Below are 19637 nucleotides of genomic sequence, written 5' to 3'. Positions count from 1 at the left end.
AACATTACAAAATCTCGGTATTCAGTGTCCCACTGAATACCCCTACATCTTCCATACACAAACTTCTTGACGCTACCCACAAAAATGGTTTTCCATTGAAGGAGGGGAAAAATGTTAGGTAAAAGTGATGGTTTTCCAATCTTTAAGATGGTTTTAGAAGCAGTTCTGGGTATGTTTTTTATTTATTTTGCAGGCTTCACCTTTCTAGGATACCTTTTTATTACATCCTTTATCTCTGAGGTGCTATTATATTTTTCCAAAAAAAGTTCAACATATCATGCTAATATTTCAACTATCGGGCATTATTCCTATGCCGCCTCACTAGCATATACTTCATTACTCGGGCTTTTATATTATTTTGATGCGATTAATGCACAGATTGCAATTTATGGAGTAGTTTACGGTTTATTTCTATTGTTCCCTATAATCGCACTAGTTTTCGTTATGATTAAATAAAGCGATTTTTCTCCGCAACTTATAGAATCAAACTCTCCCTCATCATCCAGGTAACAAAAAAGAAGAATCGTCATCCCGACGATTCCCCAAGTAAGATGCTCATATTCTATCTAAAGCGCCACGTTTAGCCCTTAACCGCACCTTCCGCGATGCCTTCCATGATAAATTTCTGAAAGAATCCGTAAATAATAACAACCGGGATCGCCGTCAGCACCAGCGAGGACAGAATCAAGGGCCAATCTTTGTTATACTCCCCGAACAGCATGTTCGTTGACAGGATCAGCGTATAGGTATTCACGTCCGTCAGCATCAGCAGCGGCAGCAGGAAATCGTTCCAGATCCACAGGAAATCCAAAATCGCAATGGTTACCGTGATCGGCAGCAGCAGCGGGAAAATGATCCGGAAAAATGTCTGAAATTCGTTGCAGCCGTCGATCTGTGCAGACTCTTCCAACTCCCGTGGGATGGATTTGACAAAGCCGTGATAGAGGAAGATGGCCATGTTTACTCCAAGCCCGATATAGATCAATGCGAGACCATAGGTGGTACCCTGTACATGCATCGCTTTAGCCATTCTCGTAAGCGGGATCATGATGGAATGGAACGGCACCAGCATGGAAGCGACGAACAGGAAGAAAATCGCGCCGCTTAATCTGCCCCGTGTACGGGATAATTTGTACCCTGCCAATGAGGCGGTCAGAATAATACCAGCAATGCCGATGATGGATATCGTCGCGGAGTTCAGTGTACTGCCCAGCAGATTGATTTTAACAAAAGCATCGCTGTAGTTTTCCCAATGCAGTGTTGTCGGCAGTGATATAAAGGATGCAAACATCTCACCCTGGGTTTTGAACGAATTGACGACCGCCATATAGATTGGAAAGCAGGCAATGACAGCTCCGACGATCAGGAATAATCTTATCAGCAGGGAGCTGGCTGTGTGTTTTCTCATGCCTCCACCTCCCTTTTCTTCATAACCGTGATCTGGATCAGGGTGAAAATGAGGACGATGACGAACAAGATGACAGATTTCGCGCTCGCATATCCGTAGCGGAAGTTATTGGAGAACGCTTCCTCGTAAATGTTCATCGTAATCACCTGTGTGGCCCGGCCTGGTCCTCCGCCTGTCAATCCGTACACGACTTCGAATACCTTGAAGGCACCGTTCAATGTCAGGAAAAAACAGATCGTGACCGCGTGTGTAATCATCGGCAGCACCACACTGCGCAATGTCTGGAACGGACTGGCCCCATCAATAATCGCGGCTTCCTTCAGACTTTGCGGAACTCCCTGCAGAGCGGCCAGATAGATGATCATCATGTAGCCCACCCCATTCCAGAGTGACACGGTCAGAATGGAGTAAAAGGAATACTGCGGATCACCCAGCCAGGACTGGTTCAGAAAGGTGATAGCGAACCGCTCGGCCAACTGCGGCAGCACCTGGGAAAATACAAACGTCCACATAAATGCGCTGATAATGGTGCTGATCATGTTAGGCATGAAGAAGATCGTCCGGAAAAACCCTTTGCTCTTCGTACGGGACTCGATCAGCACCGCCAGCAGCAGAGCGATTCCATTTTGCAAAACGATCATGAACAGCACATATTTCAGCGTGAACCACAATGAATTCATAAAATCCGGGTCTTCCCGAAGCGCCTCCGTAAAGTTGGCCAAGCCGATGAAATCGTAATTCTGGTTCAACCCGTTCCAATCCGTGAAGCTGTAGTACATGCCGCCGATCGTCGGAATGAGCAGGAAGATCGCATAGAGAATAAACGCCGGGGCCGTGAACAGCAGCAGTGACATGTACTTTTTGTATACCCCGTTATACACAGTGGCTCCTCCTCTCCTTGAGCTTTGGGAAAAGGAGCGGGAAGAGCGCTCTCTTCCCCACTCCAGGTATGGCTGCATCAAGTTTCACTTGGCACTTTTACTTGTTCACCTTGTTGTACGATTTCCATGCTTTATCCAAAGCGGCAATCACATCATCCTGGGACATTTGTCCGGCATAATAGGACTGCAGTGATTTACCCGCTTCATCTTTAACCGCCTGAGGAATGCTCGGGTCCTGATAGGACTTGCCTGCTTTTACATACTCCATGGCGTCATTCACCCAAGGATAGCTTTCATAATTGTGAATTTTCGCAATCGGATTGAATTTCAATGCCTGATAAAATGCGCTTGAATCCTTGTCATCCAGCACATAGTTAATGAAATCCAGCGCCAGCTCCTTGTTCTTGCTGGAGGAGGACACGGCAAGTGAAGTCGATGTGCTCAGGTTGATCATCGTGGCATTCGGGTCGTCATTGACCGGGAGCGGTGCCACACCGAAGTCCAGATCCGGGTTCGATTTAAGGATCGTCTCCGCATACCATGGGCCTTGCACCCACATGGCAGCTTTGCCGGTGGCAAATGCGGCCGCTCCGTCATCTCCGCCCACTTCCAGGGCGCGGTCCGTGCCATTGCCGTTTACGAGATCCATCATGCCGAAGAGAGAATCCTTGATCTCGCTGAAGGAACCTTGGTCTTGATTCATCCGTTCAATGAAATCCTTGTCTCCCGTGTTGATTGTGGCACCGGCTGCAAGTGGCAGGAATAGCTGCGGAATCCAGGATTCCTTATAGGATATTTCAAATGGCGTTATATTGGCCGCCTTCAGCTTATCGACTACGGCTTTCATCTCGGTCAGCGTTGTCGGCGGGGTAATGCCCTGATCTGCAAAAATTTTCTTGTTGTACAAGTATCCCCAAGAGAGCGTTTCGAGAGGAACAGCTACAATTTTCCCGTCGGTTGTCGTTACGGACGGCTTCACGCTGTCCAGCAGCTTATCCACAAACGGCTGCTTCGACAGGTCTTCCAGATAACCGGCTTTGTAGAAGGATGGAATCTCATTGACCGCATGGAGTGCGAACACGTCCGGCGCATCATTGGAGGCGAGACGGGTCTTCAGGATCTGCGCCGCATTGTCTGCCGGCGGCATTTCCAGCTGCACCGTCACGTCGATATTTTTCTCCGCTTTCATCTTCGCCTTAAACTGTTCAATGTACTTGTCGTAGTGTTCTTTCAGTCTCGGCTGGGCGATGAACATTTTGAGCGTGGCGCTGTTTCCTGCGGAGGACCCGCCCTCAGCCTCCTTTGTTCCCGCATTGGCGCCACATCCTGCCAGTAGTACAGCTGTCAATACAGAGCCCGTCAAGCCTTTCCATATCTTCCTCACATCCATGACCTCCCTGATGTTCAGTGTTCTTTTTGTTTACGCTTTCATTGTAAATCAATGCTGTAAGCGCTTCATTGGACGGATTTAGACCTTTTTATTGGACATTTTTAAACTTTAACTCTGTTTGCGCATTTCCCCCGGTGCTATTCCGAAATACTTCTTGAATACACGGTAAAAATAGGACACATCCTCATAACCGGCCATCTCGCACACATTTTTTATCGGAAGCTGGTCCTCCGTTATCCATTCCCTGGCCTTTTCCATCCGCAGTTGCAAAATATAATCAGTCACGTTCAGCCCATACTCCTGCTTGAATACCTTGCTGAGATATTCTTTGCTGACAAAAAACACCTTGGCCAAAAACTCCAGCGTTACCGGCTCGCTGAAATGCTGCTCCATATACTGCCTGACTTCCTCCAGATTCAGCTTGTTTTTGAATTTACGGTGCTGAACAAGTATATCGAGCGCCTGCACATAGTATTGCTGCACTTCATGTACTGCCGTATCGGCAGATGATAACATTTGTGGCGTCACCTTGATCTCCTGCTGCTCCGCTCCCGGCATGACGGCAGTAAGCAGCTCTTGCAAATGAAGCAGCAGCTCCTGCACCACCCGTCCCAGCTTGCGTCTGCCTGTGTCTGCATGCAGGTCCTGTTGAAGCTGCCCGAATACGACAGTTATGGCTTCCCTGTTCAATTCATTGAAATGAGAACGGAGCCTTTGCTTATACCCGGAAAGGCGCTGCGAAAATTCAAAATCAAGCGGCTCCAGGTCGGAATTTGTGCTGTTTTGCAGCTCTGTTTTGCATTTTTGCAGTGTTGCATTTAGCTCCAGCGGATCAATCGGCTTGAGCAGATAATCGACCGCCCGGTATTTTAGCGCATGCTTGGCATAATTAAAGTCGTCATATCCGCTGATCACAATCGCTTTGATCTCCGGAAAGCGGTCGTTTAATATCCGCAGCAGTTCCACACCATCGGCTGCGGGCATGCGCATATCTGTAATGACAATTTCGGGCTTTAATGCTTCCGTCAGCCGTACAGCCTCAATCCCGTCTCCGGCTTCGCCAATGATTTGCAATTCAAGCCGCTCCCATTCCCCAAGCGTTCGGATCATGTCCCTGTTCCAGTGTTCATCATCCACCAAAAGCACTTTGATCATCAATCTGCCAACCTCCTGATTCCCATGGAATACGGATGCAAATGTCCGTGCCTTTCCCCTGCTCGCTGTTTATGCTGATTCCATACATCGGACCGAAATGCATGCGGATGCGGGCCGCAACGTTAATCAGCCCGATGCTCTTTCCTCTTGCCCAAAGGCCGTCTGTCCCGGCGGCCAGCATGCCGCGCAGCTCCGCGAGCCGCTCCGGCTCTATCCCGGCTCCGTTATCCCTAATGCGAATCAGCACCCCGCCGCCGCTGCGCTTGACCGAGACGTCCAGCTTCCAATCCTCCTGTCTGAACTCCAGCCCGTGCGCAAATGCATTTTCAACTATCGGCTGTAAAGAAAGTTTTGGCAGCTCACTCTGCAGCGCCTCATCTTCCACCTCAAGCGTATAATGAAGCCTGCCTGAGAACCGCTTCTGCTGGATATGCATGTAATGCTGCAGATGATTCAGTTCCGCCTGCAGGGAAGCCAGATGATCCGGCTCGCGCACAATGTAACGGAACATTTCGCTTAAAGAGCGGATAATCTCATAGCTGTCGGCCGGCTGGCGCGCATAGATCATACCGCCGATAAGCTGCAGCGTGTTTTGCAGAAAATGGGGGTTGATCTGTGATTGCAGCGCTTTAAGCTCCGCCGTTCTTTTTTCCAGATTGATTTTGTATTCATTTTGAATATGACTGCGAATGCGGACAGCCATTTCGTGCAGGTTATTTTCCAGAAAGCCGACCTCATCCGTTCTTCCGCTGCGGGCGGGCAATTCCTTGCGCTCATCGATTAGATCGATACCACGCATCGATTTGGCTAGTTTGACGATAGGCCGGGCCGTTCTCCAGGCGACAAAAACGGCAAGCAGCACCGACAACGCTGCTGAGACCGCACCTACAAGCAGGCCATAGGTCATGGTGTTTATCGCGCTCTGGTCAATATCCCGCTTCGGAATGACCTTGACCAGCCGCAGCCCGATCGGATCGACGGTATTATAAAACACATATTCCTGAGATGTGCGGAAATAGCCCGGACCCGGACCCAGGTCGGCAAGTTGTTCTGCAGCCACACTGGATAAAGCGCTTTCACCCGAAGGAGCGTACATCTCCTTCCCGTCACTTCCGGCAATAAGTACCCCCTTCTTATCCATACCGCCCAGCAGTTCAAGCGTCTGGTTAAAGGCTGACCAGCGGATCTCCAAGGTGATGGCCCCAAGCTTTTCCTGGTTCTCAAAGCGATTAATGCTGCGGATCAGCCTGAATTTTTCCGGATCATCACCACTGGTGTCAACGATGAAATCCTTATTTTGGCGCGCTAGATCGTCATAGACCACAGGAGCAGCAGAACGCGTCTGCACCTCGTTTTGCATGGAATTAATCGTAAACAGTGTGCTGGTTTCATGTACATACAAGCTGATCCCGACCACATGATTGCCTGCAGAGTAATATACGCTGTTCAGGATTTCAAAAATTTTTCGCTGCTCGGCAAAGCGGCTCGACAGGCTGTCCTCCTCCCGGTCTGTTAAATAATCGCTCAGCCCCGGACTGACTTGAATCGTATAAATCAGGTTGTTCAGCTGCGAAAATTGTTCCCCCAAATAAATGCCAGTCCATTTCATATTGGATAAATTGGTATCGATAACTTCAGATTCCATGGATGTCCTGCTGTTTTCGGCCGCCAGCGCCGTGATGGCGATAATGGGCAGCATAGCGAGCAGCACCATCGTGATGATCAGCTTGCTGCGGATACTTCGCTGCACAGGATGGATAAAACGCCGGGAAAAATCTTTTAACAATGCAGATGCACCTGCTTTCCCCTACAGTTTGTCCTTTCAACGATAAACGCAAAAAATGCGCCCCGCATCAGGAAGGCGCTTTCATAAATGATGCCCGAAAGACCTGCAATAATGGTGACTGCCCATGATGCCGTTTCTTTTTGGCTGTATTATACCTGATTTTCATCTGGAATACGATTATAAAATAACTGGTATGTTGAATATGGGACCTATTCATATCAACTTCGTATATTTAAGAGATTTAAGCAGGAAGAATTAAGAAGGAGGAATCATTATTTCGAAAAAGTTCATCATATTTCGTATGGTGGCTGTCTTTACCTTGGTGACAGCTGTGACTCTTTTTCTTCTCGACTTATTATCTGCATATCAATTAAATTGGTTACATGGAAAAGGGATTATATCGACCTGGATATTGCCTCCAATAGGTATATTCTGTTCAGGGAATTTATTTAAGGCTACTGGAAGGAAGAAAGATGCTCTTTTATTGATCCTCAATCTTTTGTCCTTTTTTCTTTTTCCTATATACATGTTTATTGGAACATTGTTTTTGGGGCCGTAAAGAAGCGCTCTTTTAAGAATGCTTCTTTACGGTAAACATCTGTACCTTTTGAATAATCCATGATTTCTCCCTGCAGATTAACTCCGGCTTGAGCTAAAAGCAGGCTTAAAGAATCTTTTTAAAAAGGGCAATGGTTTCTTCCTTAGTGGGTATAAAGGGATTTCCCGGTGCGCAAGCATCCTTCAAGGCATTCTCTGCCAGCAGCTGCAGATCCACATCATTCACGCCAAGCTCGGAAAGGGTGGATGGAATGCCCACCTCCTTGGATAGCTCTTTAATGGATCTGACCACAAAGTCGGCACATTCCTTGTCCGTTTTATCTGAAACCTCGAGACCGATGGCTTTGGCGATGGGTTTGAATTTCCCGGGCACATGCTTGGCGTTCTCTTCCTCCACATAAGGAAGCAGCATGGCATTACAGACTCCATGCGGCAAATCATAGACACCGCCCAACTGATGCGCCATAGCGTGTACAAAGCCAAGGCCTGCATTATTAAATGCCAGGCCCGCGAGAAATACGGCATAGGCCATATTTTCTCTGGCCTCCATGTCTTGTCCGTTTTTAACAGTTCTCGCAAGATTGGCAAAAATCAGCTCTACGGCAGCGAGCGCAGTTGCATCCGTAACGGGGTAGGAGCCTGGAGTGACCAATGCTTCAACCGCATGAGTTAATGCGTCCATTCCTGTAGCTGCGGTCAAATCGGCCGGTTTGTAGACCATAAATTCAGGGTCGCTGACTGAAATGGCGGCAATGCTGTTCTTGTCGACCATCACCATCTTTACTTTTCGTTCTTCATCTGTAATGACATAGTTGATAGTCACTTCACTGGACGTTCCGGCAGTGGTATTCACGGCTATAATGGGCAGTGCTTTTTTTAGCGATTTATGGACTCCTTCATACTGAGTAATGTGGCCCCCATTTGTAGCTATGATGCCAATGGCCTTTGCGGCGTCCTGTGGAGAGCCGCCCCCTATGGAAATCAAGTAATCGCAATGATGTTTTTTTAGAAACTCGACACCGTCATGAACATTTTTGCACGTTGGATTGGGTTTGACCTCATCGAAAACTTCATACTCAATCCCCGCTTCTTTCAGAACCGTTAACAGTTTCCCGGCGATCCCGCTTTGCATTAAAAATTTGTCGGTAACAACAAGTGCCTTTCGTAAATTCAGCTCCCGGATATAGGGAACTACCTCCTTTGCACAGCCCCTTCCAATAAGATTGACAGATGGAACATAATAAACATGAGCACTCATTTCGTCAAACCTCCCCGCAAGTCATTCCAATTTCATCCTAAGCCTGCGTATTTTCAAAATCAACACAAATTATGTTTGTTTATTTACTTTTATATTTGTTTGTGAATATTTTTTGACTTAAATATCAAATTTTATTTTTGTTTTTATTGTTTTCGTTAGTTTAGTCCTCTCTCAAATAGAAATAAGCTGCCAACAAGCCAGGCAGCCATAGATATCAATTTTTAATTTCTGATCCTGATCCGTATCTCTCCGTCCTGCAACCCCTCTGCCTTGGCGTGAAGTATCAATTCCCCCGTTTGCCCGCCTGCCTGCACGATGACCAAACATTTGCCGCCCCGTGTGCTTCTTCGATTGCCTTTATACGGCTCATCGCTTGTAAGATCTCCGTTGTCTACGCCAAGAATGCGTCCTTCTCCGGTGAGCTCGAAGTGCAGCTCATATTCCCGTTGGGGAGCCTGAAGCCCTTCAAGGTCCGCAACGGTCACCTCCACATGAGCAATTTCATGGTTGTCAGCAGGCATCACGCTCTTGTCTGACTTGAGCACAATTTGACTGGGCTCTCCTGCTGTAGTCAATTCATGCTCACATACTTGCTGTCCCCTGTTTCGACCCACAGCACGAAGCTTGCCGGGTGCATACGGCAGGTGCCACACGATCATTTTATCCGGATAGTCCTTCAGCTCCCTGATTCCGTATGATTCATCATTCACAAACAGCTCCACGCGCTCGCAGTTCGTAAAAGTCACCAGCCGCGCCATTTTTCCTGTATAATCCGGAAGCGTCCAATGATCCTTCAGCACCGGGGATTTCCAGTGCATCGTCCACTGTGGGTTATGCTCTTGCTTGACGGTGTCGTCAAAGACGGCAATGTGAACCATCGGCTCCTCCGACCAGAAGCTCTGCTGCAGGTAGGAGATTGGCTTGCGGAAGCCGCACGTATCAATCAGGCCGGATGGCCACCCTTTTAACGGATAAATGGCCTCCCCTAGATAATCAATCCCTGCCCATACAAATTGACCGATCACATACTTATGCTTGAGCACATCCAACCACGGATTGAGCGGCAAATAACCCTTCACCCGATTGTCCTTGCCGCGATAAAACGGGAAGGTCTCCGTGCCGAGAATCAGGGTGTCCGGCATGGCTTCCCTGTAATACTCATACCACTGCTCTTGATAGTTCAAGCCGAGCACATCCATTCGTTCGGCCAACCCTTTCGTATGCTGCACTTTACCTTCAATTGATCCATCGCGCAGGCTTACCGGTGTATTATGAGGCTCCAGGGCGCAGGTCACCGGACGGGTCGGGTCCATCTCATGGCAGTAATCCACGAGCATCTTCAGCATGTCAAGCATAGCCGCCTGCCCTTGATTTTCCACCTCATTGCCGACGCTCCACATAATGATGCAGGGATGATTGCGGTCACGCAGCAGCATCGCTTCCAGATCCTTCTGCCACCATTCCTCGAACAAATGCTCATAAGATAACGATTTCCATTTATCAAAGGCCTCGTCAACGACGAGAAAACCCATCCGGTCACAAAGATCCAGCAGCTCCGGCGCCATCGGGTTATGAGCGAAGCGGATCGCGTTGCAGCCCATTTTCTTCAGCGTCTCCAGCCTTCTTCGCATCGCCGTATCATGATAGGCCGCTCCCAGACAGCCCAGGTCGTGGTGTATGCATACTCCTTTCAGCTTCATATGAACTCCATTGAGAAAAAAACCTTCCTGTTCGTCGAATTTAATTTCTCGTATGCCAAATGGAGTATGGTAGCAATCTACTTCCACACCTTCACAATAGATTGTTGTCTTTGCCTCGTACATCGCTGGAGATTCCGGAGACCATAACTCGGGGTTATGTATCTCGGCTCCCTGTACGATCTTCAACGTCTCTCCTCCAGCCAAGTCTTGTTGAGTCCCGACCCTTCCCTGAAGAGTTCCTGCCGTATCCACAATCTCAGTCACAATGGTGCATTCAACCTGCTTGTTATCATGATTCTTCACCTGAATTTCAGCGTTTACCTTTGCCTTATCGGCAGTAATCTCGGGGGTGGTGATATAAGTTCCCCATCCGGTTACATGAACCTGGCTGGTGCTGATCAGCCATACGTTGCGGTAGATGCCTGAACCGGAATACCAGCGGTCCGGCGGCATCGGGGTATTATCGACCTTGACGGAAATGACATTTTCCTCATCGCGCAGGATATACGGGGTCAGATCATACTGAAAGCTTACGTAACCGTAAGGCCGCTTGCCCAGGAAATGACCGTTAATCCATACCTCACTGTTATTGTGAATCCCGTCAAACTGGATATAGACCCGCTGCTCCGCCTCGTTAGCCGCCAAACGGAAATGCTTGCGATACCAGCCCACCGTCCAGCGGGGCAAATAAGCATGATTACCGCCAAATTCCATGTGCGGATCAAATTGCTTCTCGATGCTCCAATCATGGGGAACGTTCAGCTGCCGCCACTTGCTGTCATCATAGTCTTTTTTGTCGGCGCCTGCATAGTTGCCTTCCGTAAATCTCCAGTCCGTATTAAACGGCAATATCGTTCTGCTCGTCATCATTTAACCTCCAAGTGATATGAGAATAGCCGCAGTTATCCTTTTAAAGCCCCCACCATAACACCTTTTACAAAATATTTCTGCAGGAACGGGTACAGCAGCAGGATGGGCGCTGTCGTCACGATGATTGCCGCATATTTTAACGTCTCCGCCACATCCCGGCTCTGGATTAATGTCGTGGTGCCAATCATGTTTGCGTTGTCGTTTTCCAGAATGATGTTTCTTACGACCAGCTGGATCGGGAACAGATTTTGATCCCGTAAAAAAATCATGGCATTAAACCAGCTGTTCCAGTGGCCTACGCCATAGTACAAAATCAGGACAGCGACTACCGGCATCGACAGCGGAATAAAGATGCGGAACAGAATGGTGAAATGCCCCGCCCCGTCCAGGACGGCCGACTCCTCCATCTCCTTCGGAATGGACAGAAAGTAGGTGCGCATAATGATCAGATTGAAGGTGCTGACCGCCGTAGGCAGAATGAGCGACCATAAGGAATCCAGCAGTCCGTAGGCTTTAACAATCAGGAAAAAAGGAACGAGTCCTCCACTGAAAAACATGGTGAATACGATAAAAAACATGATCGGCTTCTGCAGCATGACCCCTTCTCGTGACAGAAAATAAGCCCCGAGCGCGGTTAAAGTCATGTTAATGATCAATCCTACAACGAGGACGAACAGCGTATTTTTGAAGCCCTGCAAAATGACCGGATTGCTCAGCACGGCCTTGTATCCATCCAGAGAAAATCCTTGCGGCCAGAGCAGAATCCCGTTAAAGGAGATCAGGCGATTCCCTTCACTTAACGAGGAAAACAGAATGTACAGCATCGGATAAAGGGTCAGGATGATCAAAATGACCATGATCGTCACATTAACCACATCAAAGATCCGTTCGCCGATGGATGGTTTGATCATACGCTTTCACTCCTTACCAAAGACTGTTTTTACTTGCACGTCTGCTTATATAGTTCGCCAGGATCAGGATGCTGAAGTTGATTAAGGAGTTAAACAGCCCGACCGCGGCGCTGTAGCCATAATTGAACTCCAGGATGCCTTTGCGGTACACATAGGTGGAAATGACATCCGCCGTCTCGTAAATGCTCGCGCTGTACAGCAGAATAATCTTCTCAAACCCGACATTCATAATGTTCCCGAGCGCGAGAATCAGCATAATCATGACCGTTGGCAGGATGCCCGGAAACGTAATATGCCGAATCTGCTGCAGCTTGGTGGCGCCGTCAATTTTGGCCGCCTCGTACTGCTGCTGGTCAATCCCGGATATAGCCGCCAGATAAATGATCGTGCCCCAGCCGATCTGCTGCCAGATTTCACTGATCACATAAATGGGGCGGAAAGACTCCGGCTGCTGCAGAAAAGCCGTCCGTTCACCCCCGAAAAAAGCAATCACATCGTTAATCAGTCCGTCGGACAGGGTGAAATAACGGATAATGCCCGCAACGACAACAAGTGTAATAAAATGCGGCATATACGTAATGGTCTGCGTTATTCTGCGGAAGACCGAGCTTTTCATTTCATTCAGCAGCAGCGCCAAAATGATGGGAGCCGGAAACCCGAACAGCAGGTTCGTAAGGCTGAGCAAAACCGTATTTTTAATGACACGGAAAAAGTAGATGCTGGAGAAAAACTCTTCAAAATGCTTGAATCCCACCCATTCGCTGCCCAAAATGCCCTTGGCGGGAATAAATTGCTTAAACGCGATCACAGCCCCGTACATCGGCACATAGTGAAACATAATATAATAAATGAGCACAGGCAGGATCATCAGGTACAGCCATTTATTGCGTACCAGATCCCTTGCTAATTTAGCTCTGAGCATTTCACTTCACTCCTCTCTTGCATCCTCTCGAAGGAGCCGCCAGCCAATACCTCCTTGCTGCGCGGCCCTTTCGCCAGAAGCATTATCTTTTCAGGTAACGCTCATAAGCAGCCTGCTGAATTTCAAGCGCCCGCTCAATTCCCATATCCTTCATTTGCTGCACATAACGATCGTAATTGTCTACAGACTCGGTGCCCAAAATGATTTTGAGCTCCGCTTCCTTCACCAGCGCGTTGATATCGTTCATGATGCTGCTCATTTCATCCGCTTCCTCGGCTGTAGGCGTAACCGGCGGCAGCAGATGTTTTTCGTGATTGGTTTTTCTCCAAACATCCAGTGCCTCGGCCGTCTGCTTGTATTTGGCCGGCAGATTGTTATCCTGCTGAATCATCGGGAAGTTGGTGCCATGCGCATATTTCATCATGACCTGGTCGCTGCCAAGCCCCTCGGGGTTGTTCACAACCAGATCTGTGTATACAGGCTTGCCGTCCTTCATGTTGTAAGTCACGCCTTCAAGTCCAAACGTATTGAGCATTCTGCCCTCTTCCGAATAGGCGTAGTCCAGCCAGCGCATGGCTGCTTCCACATTTGGGGTCGTGGCGGAGATGGCGGCCGAGCTGGTTCCCGCATATGCATTGTCGAGCTGACCGAATTCGGGAAGCTGCCCTTTGGCCGCAGCCGGGTATGGAGCTGCCACAAAATCGGCTTTCGGATCGGTCTCTTGTACCGCTGCATTGTATTTTTCAATGTAAAACTGCCATCCGATCGTGGCTCCGCTGTCGCCGGAGGTCATCTTTTTATCTACTGTAGGTGCGTCAATGGAAGCGAAATCCTTGTCAATCAGCCCTTCCTTATACCACTGAGCCATCGTTCTCAGGTACTCCTTATAACCTGGCTCCATGTAGCCATAGACGACCTTACCGTTATTGACATAAAAATTGCCCATCACACCAAATGCCCCGGCAAAACCGCCCGTTCTTTCCCCCAGAAACATCGTGCGGAAGGTGACAGCCGCTCCGGCATTCTTCTTTTCCTTGAAAGCAGTCAGCACCGTGTGCCATTCGTCAATCGTTTCCGGAATCTTCAGATTCAGCTCGTCAAGCCAGTCCTTGCGGATGATCGGTCCGCCGTAAACTCGTCCGGCCTCGGAACGGATAAACGGAAAGGCATAATAGGTGCCGTCATCCGTTTTGATCATTTTGTCAATCTCCGGGTTCTCCTGCAGCGTTCTTTTCAAATTGGGAGCATATTGGTCAATCAGGTCATTCAGCTTGAGAATGTAGCCTTGCTCTACTGCCTTTTCCGGACCGCCCGGGTACTGCAGCCAGGTGTTCAGAAAAATATCCGGCAGCTCGCCCGAAGCCAGCATGAGGCTGAACTTCTGGTCTGTCATGGGCGCTCCGCCCAGGTTTTTGATTTTAATCCCTGTACGTTTTTCATACTCATCATCAATCGGCAGTCGTTCAGGTGTTCCCCCCAGCGTTTCATTCATGAAGGTTAGCTCCGGGCTTCCGGGCACAGGATAAGAAAATTCCTCGGTGGATGCACTACCGCCGGATGGGTTAGAAGCGCTTTCATTATTACTGTCGTTTGAACCGCTGCAGCCAGCGGTCAGGAGCGCCAGACCTGTCATAAAGATGATCAGCTTTTTCCTTGTTAGCTTTCCGGTTTGTTTTGCCAAAATCACGACCTCCATTTCCATGTCATTGTCTGTGTGCTTCTCCAATGTAAGCGCTGCTGATCTGTGGAACAATGTTCAATATGCAAAATCGATTGCTAAAAAGGAAAAACTGCTATCGAGGTACGCTTGCAACAAAAAAGCAGGATAGGCATCATAATTGCCCGACCCGCTTTTTGCAAAATGACCATGCTTTTTACTTATTGTAGATTCTTGAATCGTCCCGGTGTAATGCCCTCATACTTCTTGAACACGCGGATAAAAGCGCTGCTGCTGGCAAAGCCGACACGTGCTGCGATCTCTTCGATCGTAGCTCCCTGGCGGAGCAGCGATTTCGCTTCATTCGTTCTGACCTGGCTGATAAAATCATGCAGGCCCTGTCCGGTCTGTTCCTTGAATAGCCTGGACACATATTGCGGAGTCATGCCAAAATGGGCTCCGATCATCGAGACGCTGAGATTGAGATCGTCATAATGCTCCTGCACGAAAACAGTGACTTGCTCGCCGATCCCGGGATTGGACAGCATCGCCAATTTATCTTGTACTCTGCTGCACGCCATAGCCAAAAGCTCCATCAGCTCATCCCGAAATTCCGCGCGTGTAGTGCAGGCCAGCAGACGCTTCAGCGGCCGCCATTCCTCCCATAAAGCGGATTGTTTTGCCTCCTTCGGAATGGATTTCATAATGGAGCTTGCCAGATCCACCATCACACAGCGTATAAGCTCAATGGATGATTGTGACTTGAATACCTGGGAGAGAATCTCGTCCAGCATGGCTGCAGATTTTTCCAAATCTCCGGTTTTGATCAAGTTAATGAACACTGCCTCATCACTGATAGACAGGTAATATCCGGATTCCTCCGGCTCAATATCTCCATACCAGATAGACATGTTTTCCAGAAAAATCAGACGGTACTCCTGCGCTTCCAGCGCCTGCAGATAGGCCTGATGAATATTGCTCATCCCCGTATGCCGCTCGCTGCCGGCCATCACAATATGCAGCCTGTACTTTCGCTCAATAAACTCCGTCGTTTTGGCGAGCGCCTCCTCCATGTCCTCTTTCCATTGATCCGCCCGCTCGGGACATATATTCATCACGCACGCCAGCAGACCATCCACTTCCGTAAAGCTCAAGCGGTGACCATGACCGGCAAAATCCATGATAATGTTGGACACAATAAAGTGGGACAGGCTCAGTGAAGGATTGGCTTCTTCTTCGGTTTGAATGTAAAAGAGCAGCACGGCAAAATCCTCGGATTCCCATTGAAAATGGTGCAGCTTCACCGCATCCTCCTGCGACAGCCCCTCCTCGGCTTGGCCTTTGAGCAAGCGGGATAAATAATAGCTCTGCAGCGCACGCATCTGCTTGAACTGGCGGCTGCTCATATCATCCCTTTCCCGGATCGCCGAAAGCACATGCTTGCGGATAAAAGCAAATTCGTCCAATACGCGCCGGGCTGGCTCGCCCTTGGACAAAGAAAACACATTGACCAGTTCCCGCACCGGATTGTAATTTTTCCGCGCAAAATACCAAATGACAATACCTCCGACGATAAAACAAAGCAGCAGACCGAGCAGGTTCATATTGCGGATTTCCCGCGCCTTTTCCCAAAACACGCCTGGAGGAAAAACGCTTACATATTTCCAGTTTGTCGTATCTGAGCGGATCTGGGAGACCATACTCCCCGTGTTTTCCATGTTGCGGAATCCGCTTTCAGCCTCTTGCTGAATTTCGTCCGGGCTGGAAAAGGCCGCCAACCTTGCATCATTGTTATTCTGGAACAGGACTTTATTATTGCCGTCCAGGATATACACATCGCCTCTGTTCACCCAATCCACGTTCTGAAGCATGCTTTGCACTTTGCTGCCGTTGAGTTGAATCATCAGCATTCCCTTGAGGGAATCCGTCGACCTGACATAGGTTAAAGGTTTCATTAAAACAACATTGCTTCCCCAGCGGTCAAATGTCATCACTGGAACCGGGTCCTGAGGTTTAAGGCGTTCCCCCCGCAGATCAGCCAGCCAATCCTCATACGGCATGCCGATCATTTGGCTGTTGATGTCATAAAAGGTGCGGCTATCCGCATACGTTTCATCCGTCAATACTTTATCAAGGCTGCTCGAATAAATGTAAACCCCTTTGATAAAATCATTGTTGGATCTATATTTGCCCAGCTCCTGGCGTGTTTGGTAAATCTGAAAGGAATGGCTCTTTTCCTCGCTTGCGGATATATTCAGATACCTGTTGACCTCATTGTAAATCGATAACTGCGTGGCCAGCTTTTCGGCCTGATTGACCTCACTGTCCATCATGTACTGTACCTGCTTCAGCATCGCGCTGCCCGCCCGCTGGATTTCATACTCAACGATATCCTTTGTCTGCACATAAATGATAGCGCTAACAAAAAGCGGGATCAGCATGATCACCGCATAAGAGATAATCCATTTGAAGGCTACGCTTCTGCTAAACCTGAACCATTCCCGCTTCATCTTCTGCACTCCCCTACACTCCCTTGCCTGGCTTCGGCCAATCTCCGCTCGATATGTACGTAATTATACTATAGGAAAAGTTGCCCAAAGAACAAGCTGCCATTAGCTCTATTTCTCCATGCGTGCAGCGGCATTCTTTGGTATGTTCTGAGGCGCTCCGAGAACGAATGATTCCTCCCATCGCTGTTGTCCCCAAATTTCTTATTATATTTTTTAGCGGATGAAATTCGGTGACAAAGGCGACCGCTGCCGCTTTTCCGGAATCATTTCGTTCTCTCCGCTACTCCGTGCATATGCCTGCCTAAACAACAAGGAAATCGCCAAATCACACTGTGATTTGGCTGTTACAAAAAGTCAAAAACATGAGCGGACATCTCCCCCTGTTCTTGATTTTTCATGCTTATTCCTGTCTTAAAACCAAAATCAGTGCTTGGCCGTGGAATAGGTGCAAGTGCGTATAAAAGGCGTAAAAACTCTAACGGATGTGAATTACGCTATTTGGCTAAAAACGGGGAGGAACGAGATTTAACGGTTGTCAGCGAGCCTATTTCCCGTTTTTCACAGGTAAAGGGGCTGTTTCGCCTAAATAAGCGCGCCTACAACCGTTAGAAAAGAAACCTTCATTTTTTCGGCCAAATAAACACTATTACAACCGTTAGCCAAGAAATTTACCGGATAGCTCTATTCTATTATTAGAATTTAGAAAAGAGCCATTGTTAAACAATATAGAATACAGGCTGGTCCCTGATAAAGCTGACGGGCAGGCCGGGGAACTGTTCCGACAGTAGTTCCGCCACATACTTCATACCTGGTGCCTCGCTTTCTGCATGACCCAGCATGATCAAAGCTTTGCTTCTGCCCTGCTGCACCGCGTCCTTCACATACTCAGGTGTCTCCCACTCCGGTCCTTCACCGGCGATGATCAGATCCACCTCTTCCTGCTGAAACAGCGGAATAGCCTGTCGGCCGCACCCTCTGTAGCCAACTAGAATGCCAACCCAGGTACAGGGCATGGACAGGTCTCCAGCAACACGGACATAAGATATTTGTAAGGCCTTTTTCAGGTAATCAGCTGTTTCTGCAAGTGTCATGGGAGGGATATTAAGTATAGCTGCGGCTGGATGATGGACAGAGACGTAATTTTCCCACCCAAGCTCTCTAAGCAGCCCTGTCATGATTGCATCCGGTTTGGAACGGTGCGCATAATCATGAAAGCGGAAAATAGAAATACCGGAATCTTTGATCAGTCTTGCTTTTTCCAGATATACAGGGTCTTCCCCCAGCCACTCCCTTTCATCCTGATGGTTATAAAATACACCCTCATGCGAAATGATTAAATTTGCGCCAAGGTAGATGGCTTGATCGATTACATACCGGGACGCCGAAAAAGCGGTTACTACGCCTTTGGCTTCTGTATCCGGACTTCCCATAAGAAGCTGATCCACGGTTGGGAGTGGAACATCTATGCCTGCCTTCAATGCGTTAATGATCTGTTGTATGGTATACATCGTTCTCTCCCTTTTTTACTTCAATGTCTTGAAATCCGCAGCTCCTCCGTTTTATGCCCATCCTAGCACGGCCGCACTGGAACAACCATTGCCAAATCGATCAAAGATTTATCCAAATCGGGCCGAACCAGCTATTATCTTCTCAAGATTTTCAATTAGATCAGGGTAGGATGATGATATAATCATATTTGCACATGTCAATAACCATATCCACTAGCAGCAAGTAAGTGAAGAATGTCTAATCAGGAGGGCATATGAAAACTATTGGACTTATCGGTGGAATGACTTGGAAATCTACGCTGGAATATTATCGAATCATTAACGAAGAAGTAAATGGCAGGTTAGGTGGATTTCATTCAGCAAAGTGTCTGTTATATAGTGTGGATTTTGACGAGATTGAACGCTGTCAATCTGAAGGTAATTGGGAAAGTGCGGGTACAATCTTAGGAGAAGCTGCTGCATCTTTAGAAAAAGCAGGCGCAGAATTTATAGTTATCTGTACGAATACAATGCACAAGGTTATTGATCATATTGAAGAACAGATAAAAATACCTGTTTTGCACATTGCTGATGCAACAGCAAATCAAATTAAAAGCTCGAACATAAAAACCGTTGGTTTACTTGGTACCAAGTATACGATGGAACAAGATTTTTATATATCCCGAATAGAATCTAACGGAATCAAGGTAGTGGTACCGAATGAAGAAGAGCGGATTCATGTTAATAAAGTCATTTATGAGGAGTTGGCTTTTGGACAGATTGTACAATCATCCAGAGATTATTATAAAAAAGTAATTCGAAATTTAGTTGATAATGGAGCTGAAGGAATCATTTTGGGTTGTACAGAAATTGGTTTATTGATTAAGCCTGAAGATTCAGAGGTTCCATTATTTGATACGACAATGATCCATGCTATTGAGGCAGTGAATACCGCTTTAGAAAAATAAAGTATTTATTTCGCTAAAAATGGAAATTATTTTTTTATAATTATCGTTATGCCCTCACCAAGATGAGCCTAACACATATACTAAATTATCCCTAGTCCAGTTACTACAAATATGGTGCCGGACAGGTGCTCCTTTTTGGAGTGTTTCCCGGATCCTCAGGTATAGCGGCACGGAGG

General features: G+C 47.9%; 14 protein-coding genes. 2 read left to right on the top strand and 12 right to left on the bottom strand.

Annotated elements, in window-relative coordinates; all coding sequences use genetic code 11:
* Window positions 1-111 precede the first annotated feature (111 nt).
* A complete protein-coding gene (locus tag ACI1P2_RS24740) occupies window positions 112-456 on the top strand; it encodes a hypothetical protein (protein ID WP_355324236.1) in 345 nt (114 codons plus the stop codon).
* A 124-nt stretch (window positions 457-580) separates the two neighbouring features.
* Here the strand turns inward: ACI1P2_RS24740 and ACI1P2_RS24735 are convergent, their stop codons facing one another.
* The 12 genes from ACI1P2_RS24735 to ACI1P2_RS24680 form a co-directional block, all read right to left on the bottom strand.
* Window positions 581-1408 (bottom strand): carbohydrate ABC transporter permease, encoded by an 828-nt coding sequence (locus tag ACI1P2_RS24735; RefSeq protein ID WP_355324232.1) that lies wholly within the window; start codon window positions 1406-1408, stop codon window positions 581-583.
* Window positions 1405-2262 (bottom strand): carbohydrate ABC transporter permease, encoded by an 858-nt coding sequence (locus ACI1P2_RS24730; RefSeq protein ID WP_408976337.1) that lies wholly within the window; start codon window positions 2260-2262, stop codon window positions 1405-1407. Before ACI1P2_RS24730 ends, ACI1P2_RS24735 begins: the two co-directional genes overlap by 4 nt.
* A gap of 124 nt (window positions 2263-2386) precedes the next feature.
* Window positions 2387-3679 carry an extracellular solute-binding protein gene (locus tag ACI1P2_RS24725; RefSeq protein WP_355324226.1) on the bottom strand — a complete coding sequence of 431 codons (1293 nt, stop codon included), beginning with the start codon at window positions 3677-3679 and terminating at the stop codon, window positions 2387-2389.
* Window positions 3680-3787: 108 nt separating this feature from the next.
* A complete protein-coding gene (locus ACI1P2_RS24720; protein WP_355324223.1) occupies window positions 3788-4834 on the bottom strand; it encodes a response regulator transcription factor in 1047 nt (348 codons plus the stop codon).
* Window positions 4809-6620, bottom strand: coding sequence for a sensor histidine kinase (locus ACI1P2_RS24715; RefSeq protein WP_355324220.1), 1812 nt, complete (start codon window positions 6618-6620; stop codon window positions 4809-4811). Before ACI1P2_RS24715 ends, ACI1P2_RS24720 begins: the two co-directional genes overlap by 26 nt.
* Before the next feature lie 664 nt (window positions 6621-7284).
* A complete protein-coding gene (locus tag ACI1P2_RS24710) occupies window positions 7285-8436 on the bottom strand; it encodes an iron-containing alcohol dehydrogenase (protein WP_355324217.1) in 1152 nt (383 codons plus the stop codon).
* A 221-nt stretch (window positions 8437-8657) separates the two neighbouring features.
* Window positions 8658-11003 (bottom strand): glycoside hydrolase family 2 TIM barrel-domain containing protein, encoded by a 2346-nt coding sequence (locus ACI1P2_RS24705; protein ID WP_355324214.1) that lies wholly within the window; start codon window positions 11001-11003, stop codon window positions 8658-8660.
* 35 nt (window positions 11004-11038) lie between these two features.
* Window positions 11039-11917: a carbohydrate ABC transporter permease gene (locus ACI1P2_RS24700; protein WP_355324211.1), complete on the bottom strand. Its 879-nt coding sequence runs from the start codon at window positions 11915-11917 to the stop codon at window positions 11039-11041.
* A gap of 13 nt (window positions 11918-11930) precedes the next feature.
* Window positions 11931-12839 (bottom strand): ABC transporter permease, encoded by a 909-nt coding sequence (locus tag ACI1P2_RS24695; protein ID WP_355324208.1) that lies wholly within the window; start codon window positions 12837-12839, stop codon window positions 11931-11933.
* Window positions 12840-12921: 82 nt separating this feature from the next.
* A complete protein-coding gene (locus ACI1P2_RS24690; RefSeq protein WP_355324257.1) occupies window positions 12922-14472 on the bottom strand; it encodes an extracellular solute-binding protein in 1551 nt (516 codons plus the stop codon).
* Between the two features lie 245 nt (window positions 14473-14717).
* A complete protein-coding gene (locus tag ACI1P2_RS24685) occupies window positions 14718-17006 on the bottom strand; it encodes an AraC family transcriptional regulator (protein WP_355324254.1) in 2289 nt (762 codons plus the stop codon).
* A gap of 716 nt (window positions 17007-17722) precedes the next feature.
* Window positions 17723-18514 (bottom strand): Nif3-like dinuclear metal center hexameric protein, encoded by a 792-nt coding sequence (locus ACI1P2_RS24680; protein WP_355324206.1) that lies wholly within the window; start codon window positions 18512-18514, stop codon window positions 17723-17725.
* 254 nt (window positions 18515-18768) lie between these two features.
* On the opposite strand from ACI1P2_RS24680, the gene ACI1P2_RS24675 reads away from it, so the two are divergent.
* A complete protein-coding gene (locus ACI1P2_RS24675; protein ID WP_355324203.1) occupies window positions 18769-19461 on the top strand; it encodes an aspartate/glutamate racemase family protein in 693 nt (230 codons plus the stop codon).
* Window positions 19462-19637: the final 176 nt, after the last annotated feature.

It is taken from the genome of Paenibacillus jiangxiensis, assembly GCF_046098255.1.
Classification (GTDB): Bacteria; Bacillota; Bacilli; order Paenibacillales; family Paenibacillaceae; genus Paenibacillus; species Paenibacillus jiagnxiensis.
The sequence above is the reverse complement of the archived record's forward strand: the minus strand, read 5'-3'. Positions and strand labels throughout refer to the sequence as shown.

Coding starts and splice junctions, on each gene's coding strand:
- ACI1P2_RS24740 (WP_355324236.1), top strand. CDS start 112: ATGTTAGGTAAAAGTGATGGTTTTCCAATCTTTAAGATGGTTTTAGAA.
- ACI1P2_RS24735 (WP_355324232.1), bottom strand. CDS start 1,408: ATGAGAAAACACACAGCCAGCTCCCTGCTGATAAGATTATTCCTGATC.
- ACI1P2_RS24730 (WP_408976337.1), bottom strand. CDS start 2,262: ATGTCACTGCTGCTGTTCACGGCCCCGGCGTTTATTCTCTATGCGATC.
- ACI1P2_RS24725 (WP_355324226.1), bottom strand. CDS start 3,679: ATGGATGTGAGGAAGATATGGAAAGGCTTGACGGGCTCTGTATTGACA.
- ACI1P2_RS24720 (WP_355324223.1), bottom strand. CDS start 4,834: ATGATCAAAGTGCTTTTGGTGGATGATGAACACTGGAACAGGGACATG.
- ACI1P2_RS24710 (WP_355324217.1), bottom strand. CDS start 8,436: ATGAGTGCTCATGTTTATTATGTTCCATCTGTCAATCTTATTGGAAGG.
- ACI1P2_RS24705 (WP_355324214.1), bottom strand. CDS start 11,003: ATGACGAGCAGAACGATATTGCCGTTTAATACGGACTGGAGATTTACG.
- ACI1P2_RS24700 (WP_355324211.1), bottom strand. CDS start 11,917: ATGATCAAACCATCCATCGGCGAACGGATCTTTGATGTGGTTAATGTG.
- ACI1P2_RS24695 (WP_355324208.1), bottom strand. CDS start 12,839: ATGCTCAGAGCTAAATTAGCAAGGGATCTGGTACGCAATAAATGGCTG.
- ACI1P2_RS24690 (WP_355324257.1), bottom strand. CDS start 14,472: ATGACAGGTCTGGCGCTCCTGACCGCTGGCTGCAGCGGTTCAAACGAC.
- ACI1P2_RS24685 (WP_355324254.1), bottom strand. CDS start 17,006: ATGAAGCGGGAATGGTTCAGGTTTAGCAGAAGCGTAGCCTTCAAATGG.
- ACI1P2_RS24680 (WP_355324206.1), bottom strand. CDS start 18,514: ATGTATACCATACAACAGATCATTAACGCATTGAAGGCAGGCATAGAT.
- ACI1P2_RS24675 (WP_355324203.1), top strand. CDS start 18,769: ATGAAAACTATTGGACTTATCGGTGGAATGACTTGGAAATCTACGCTG.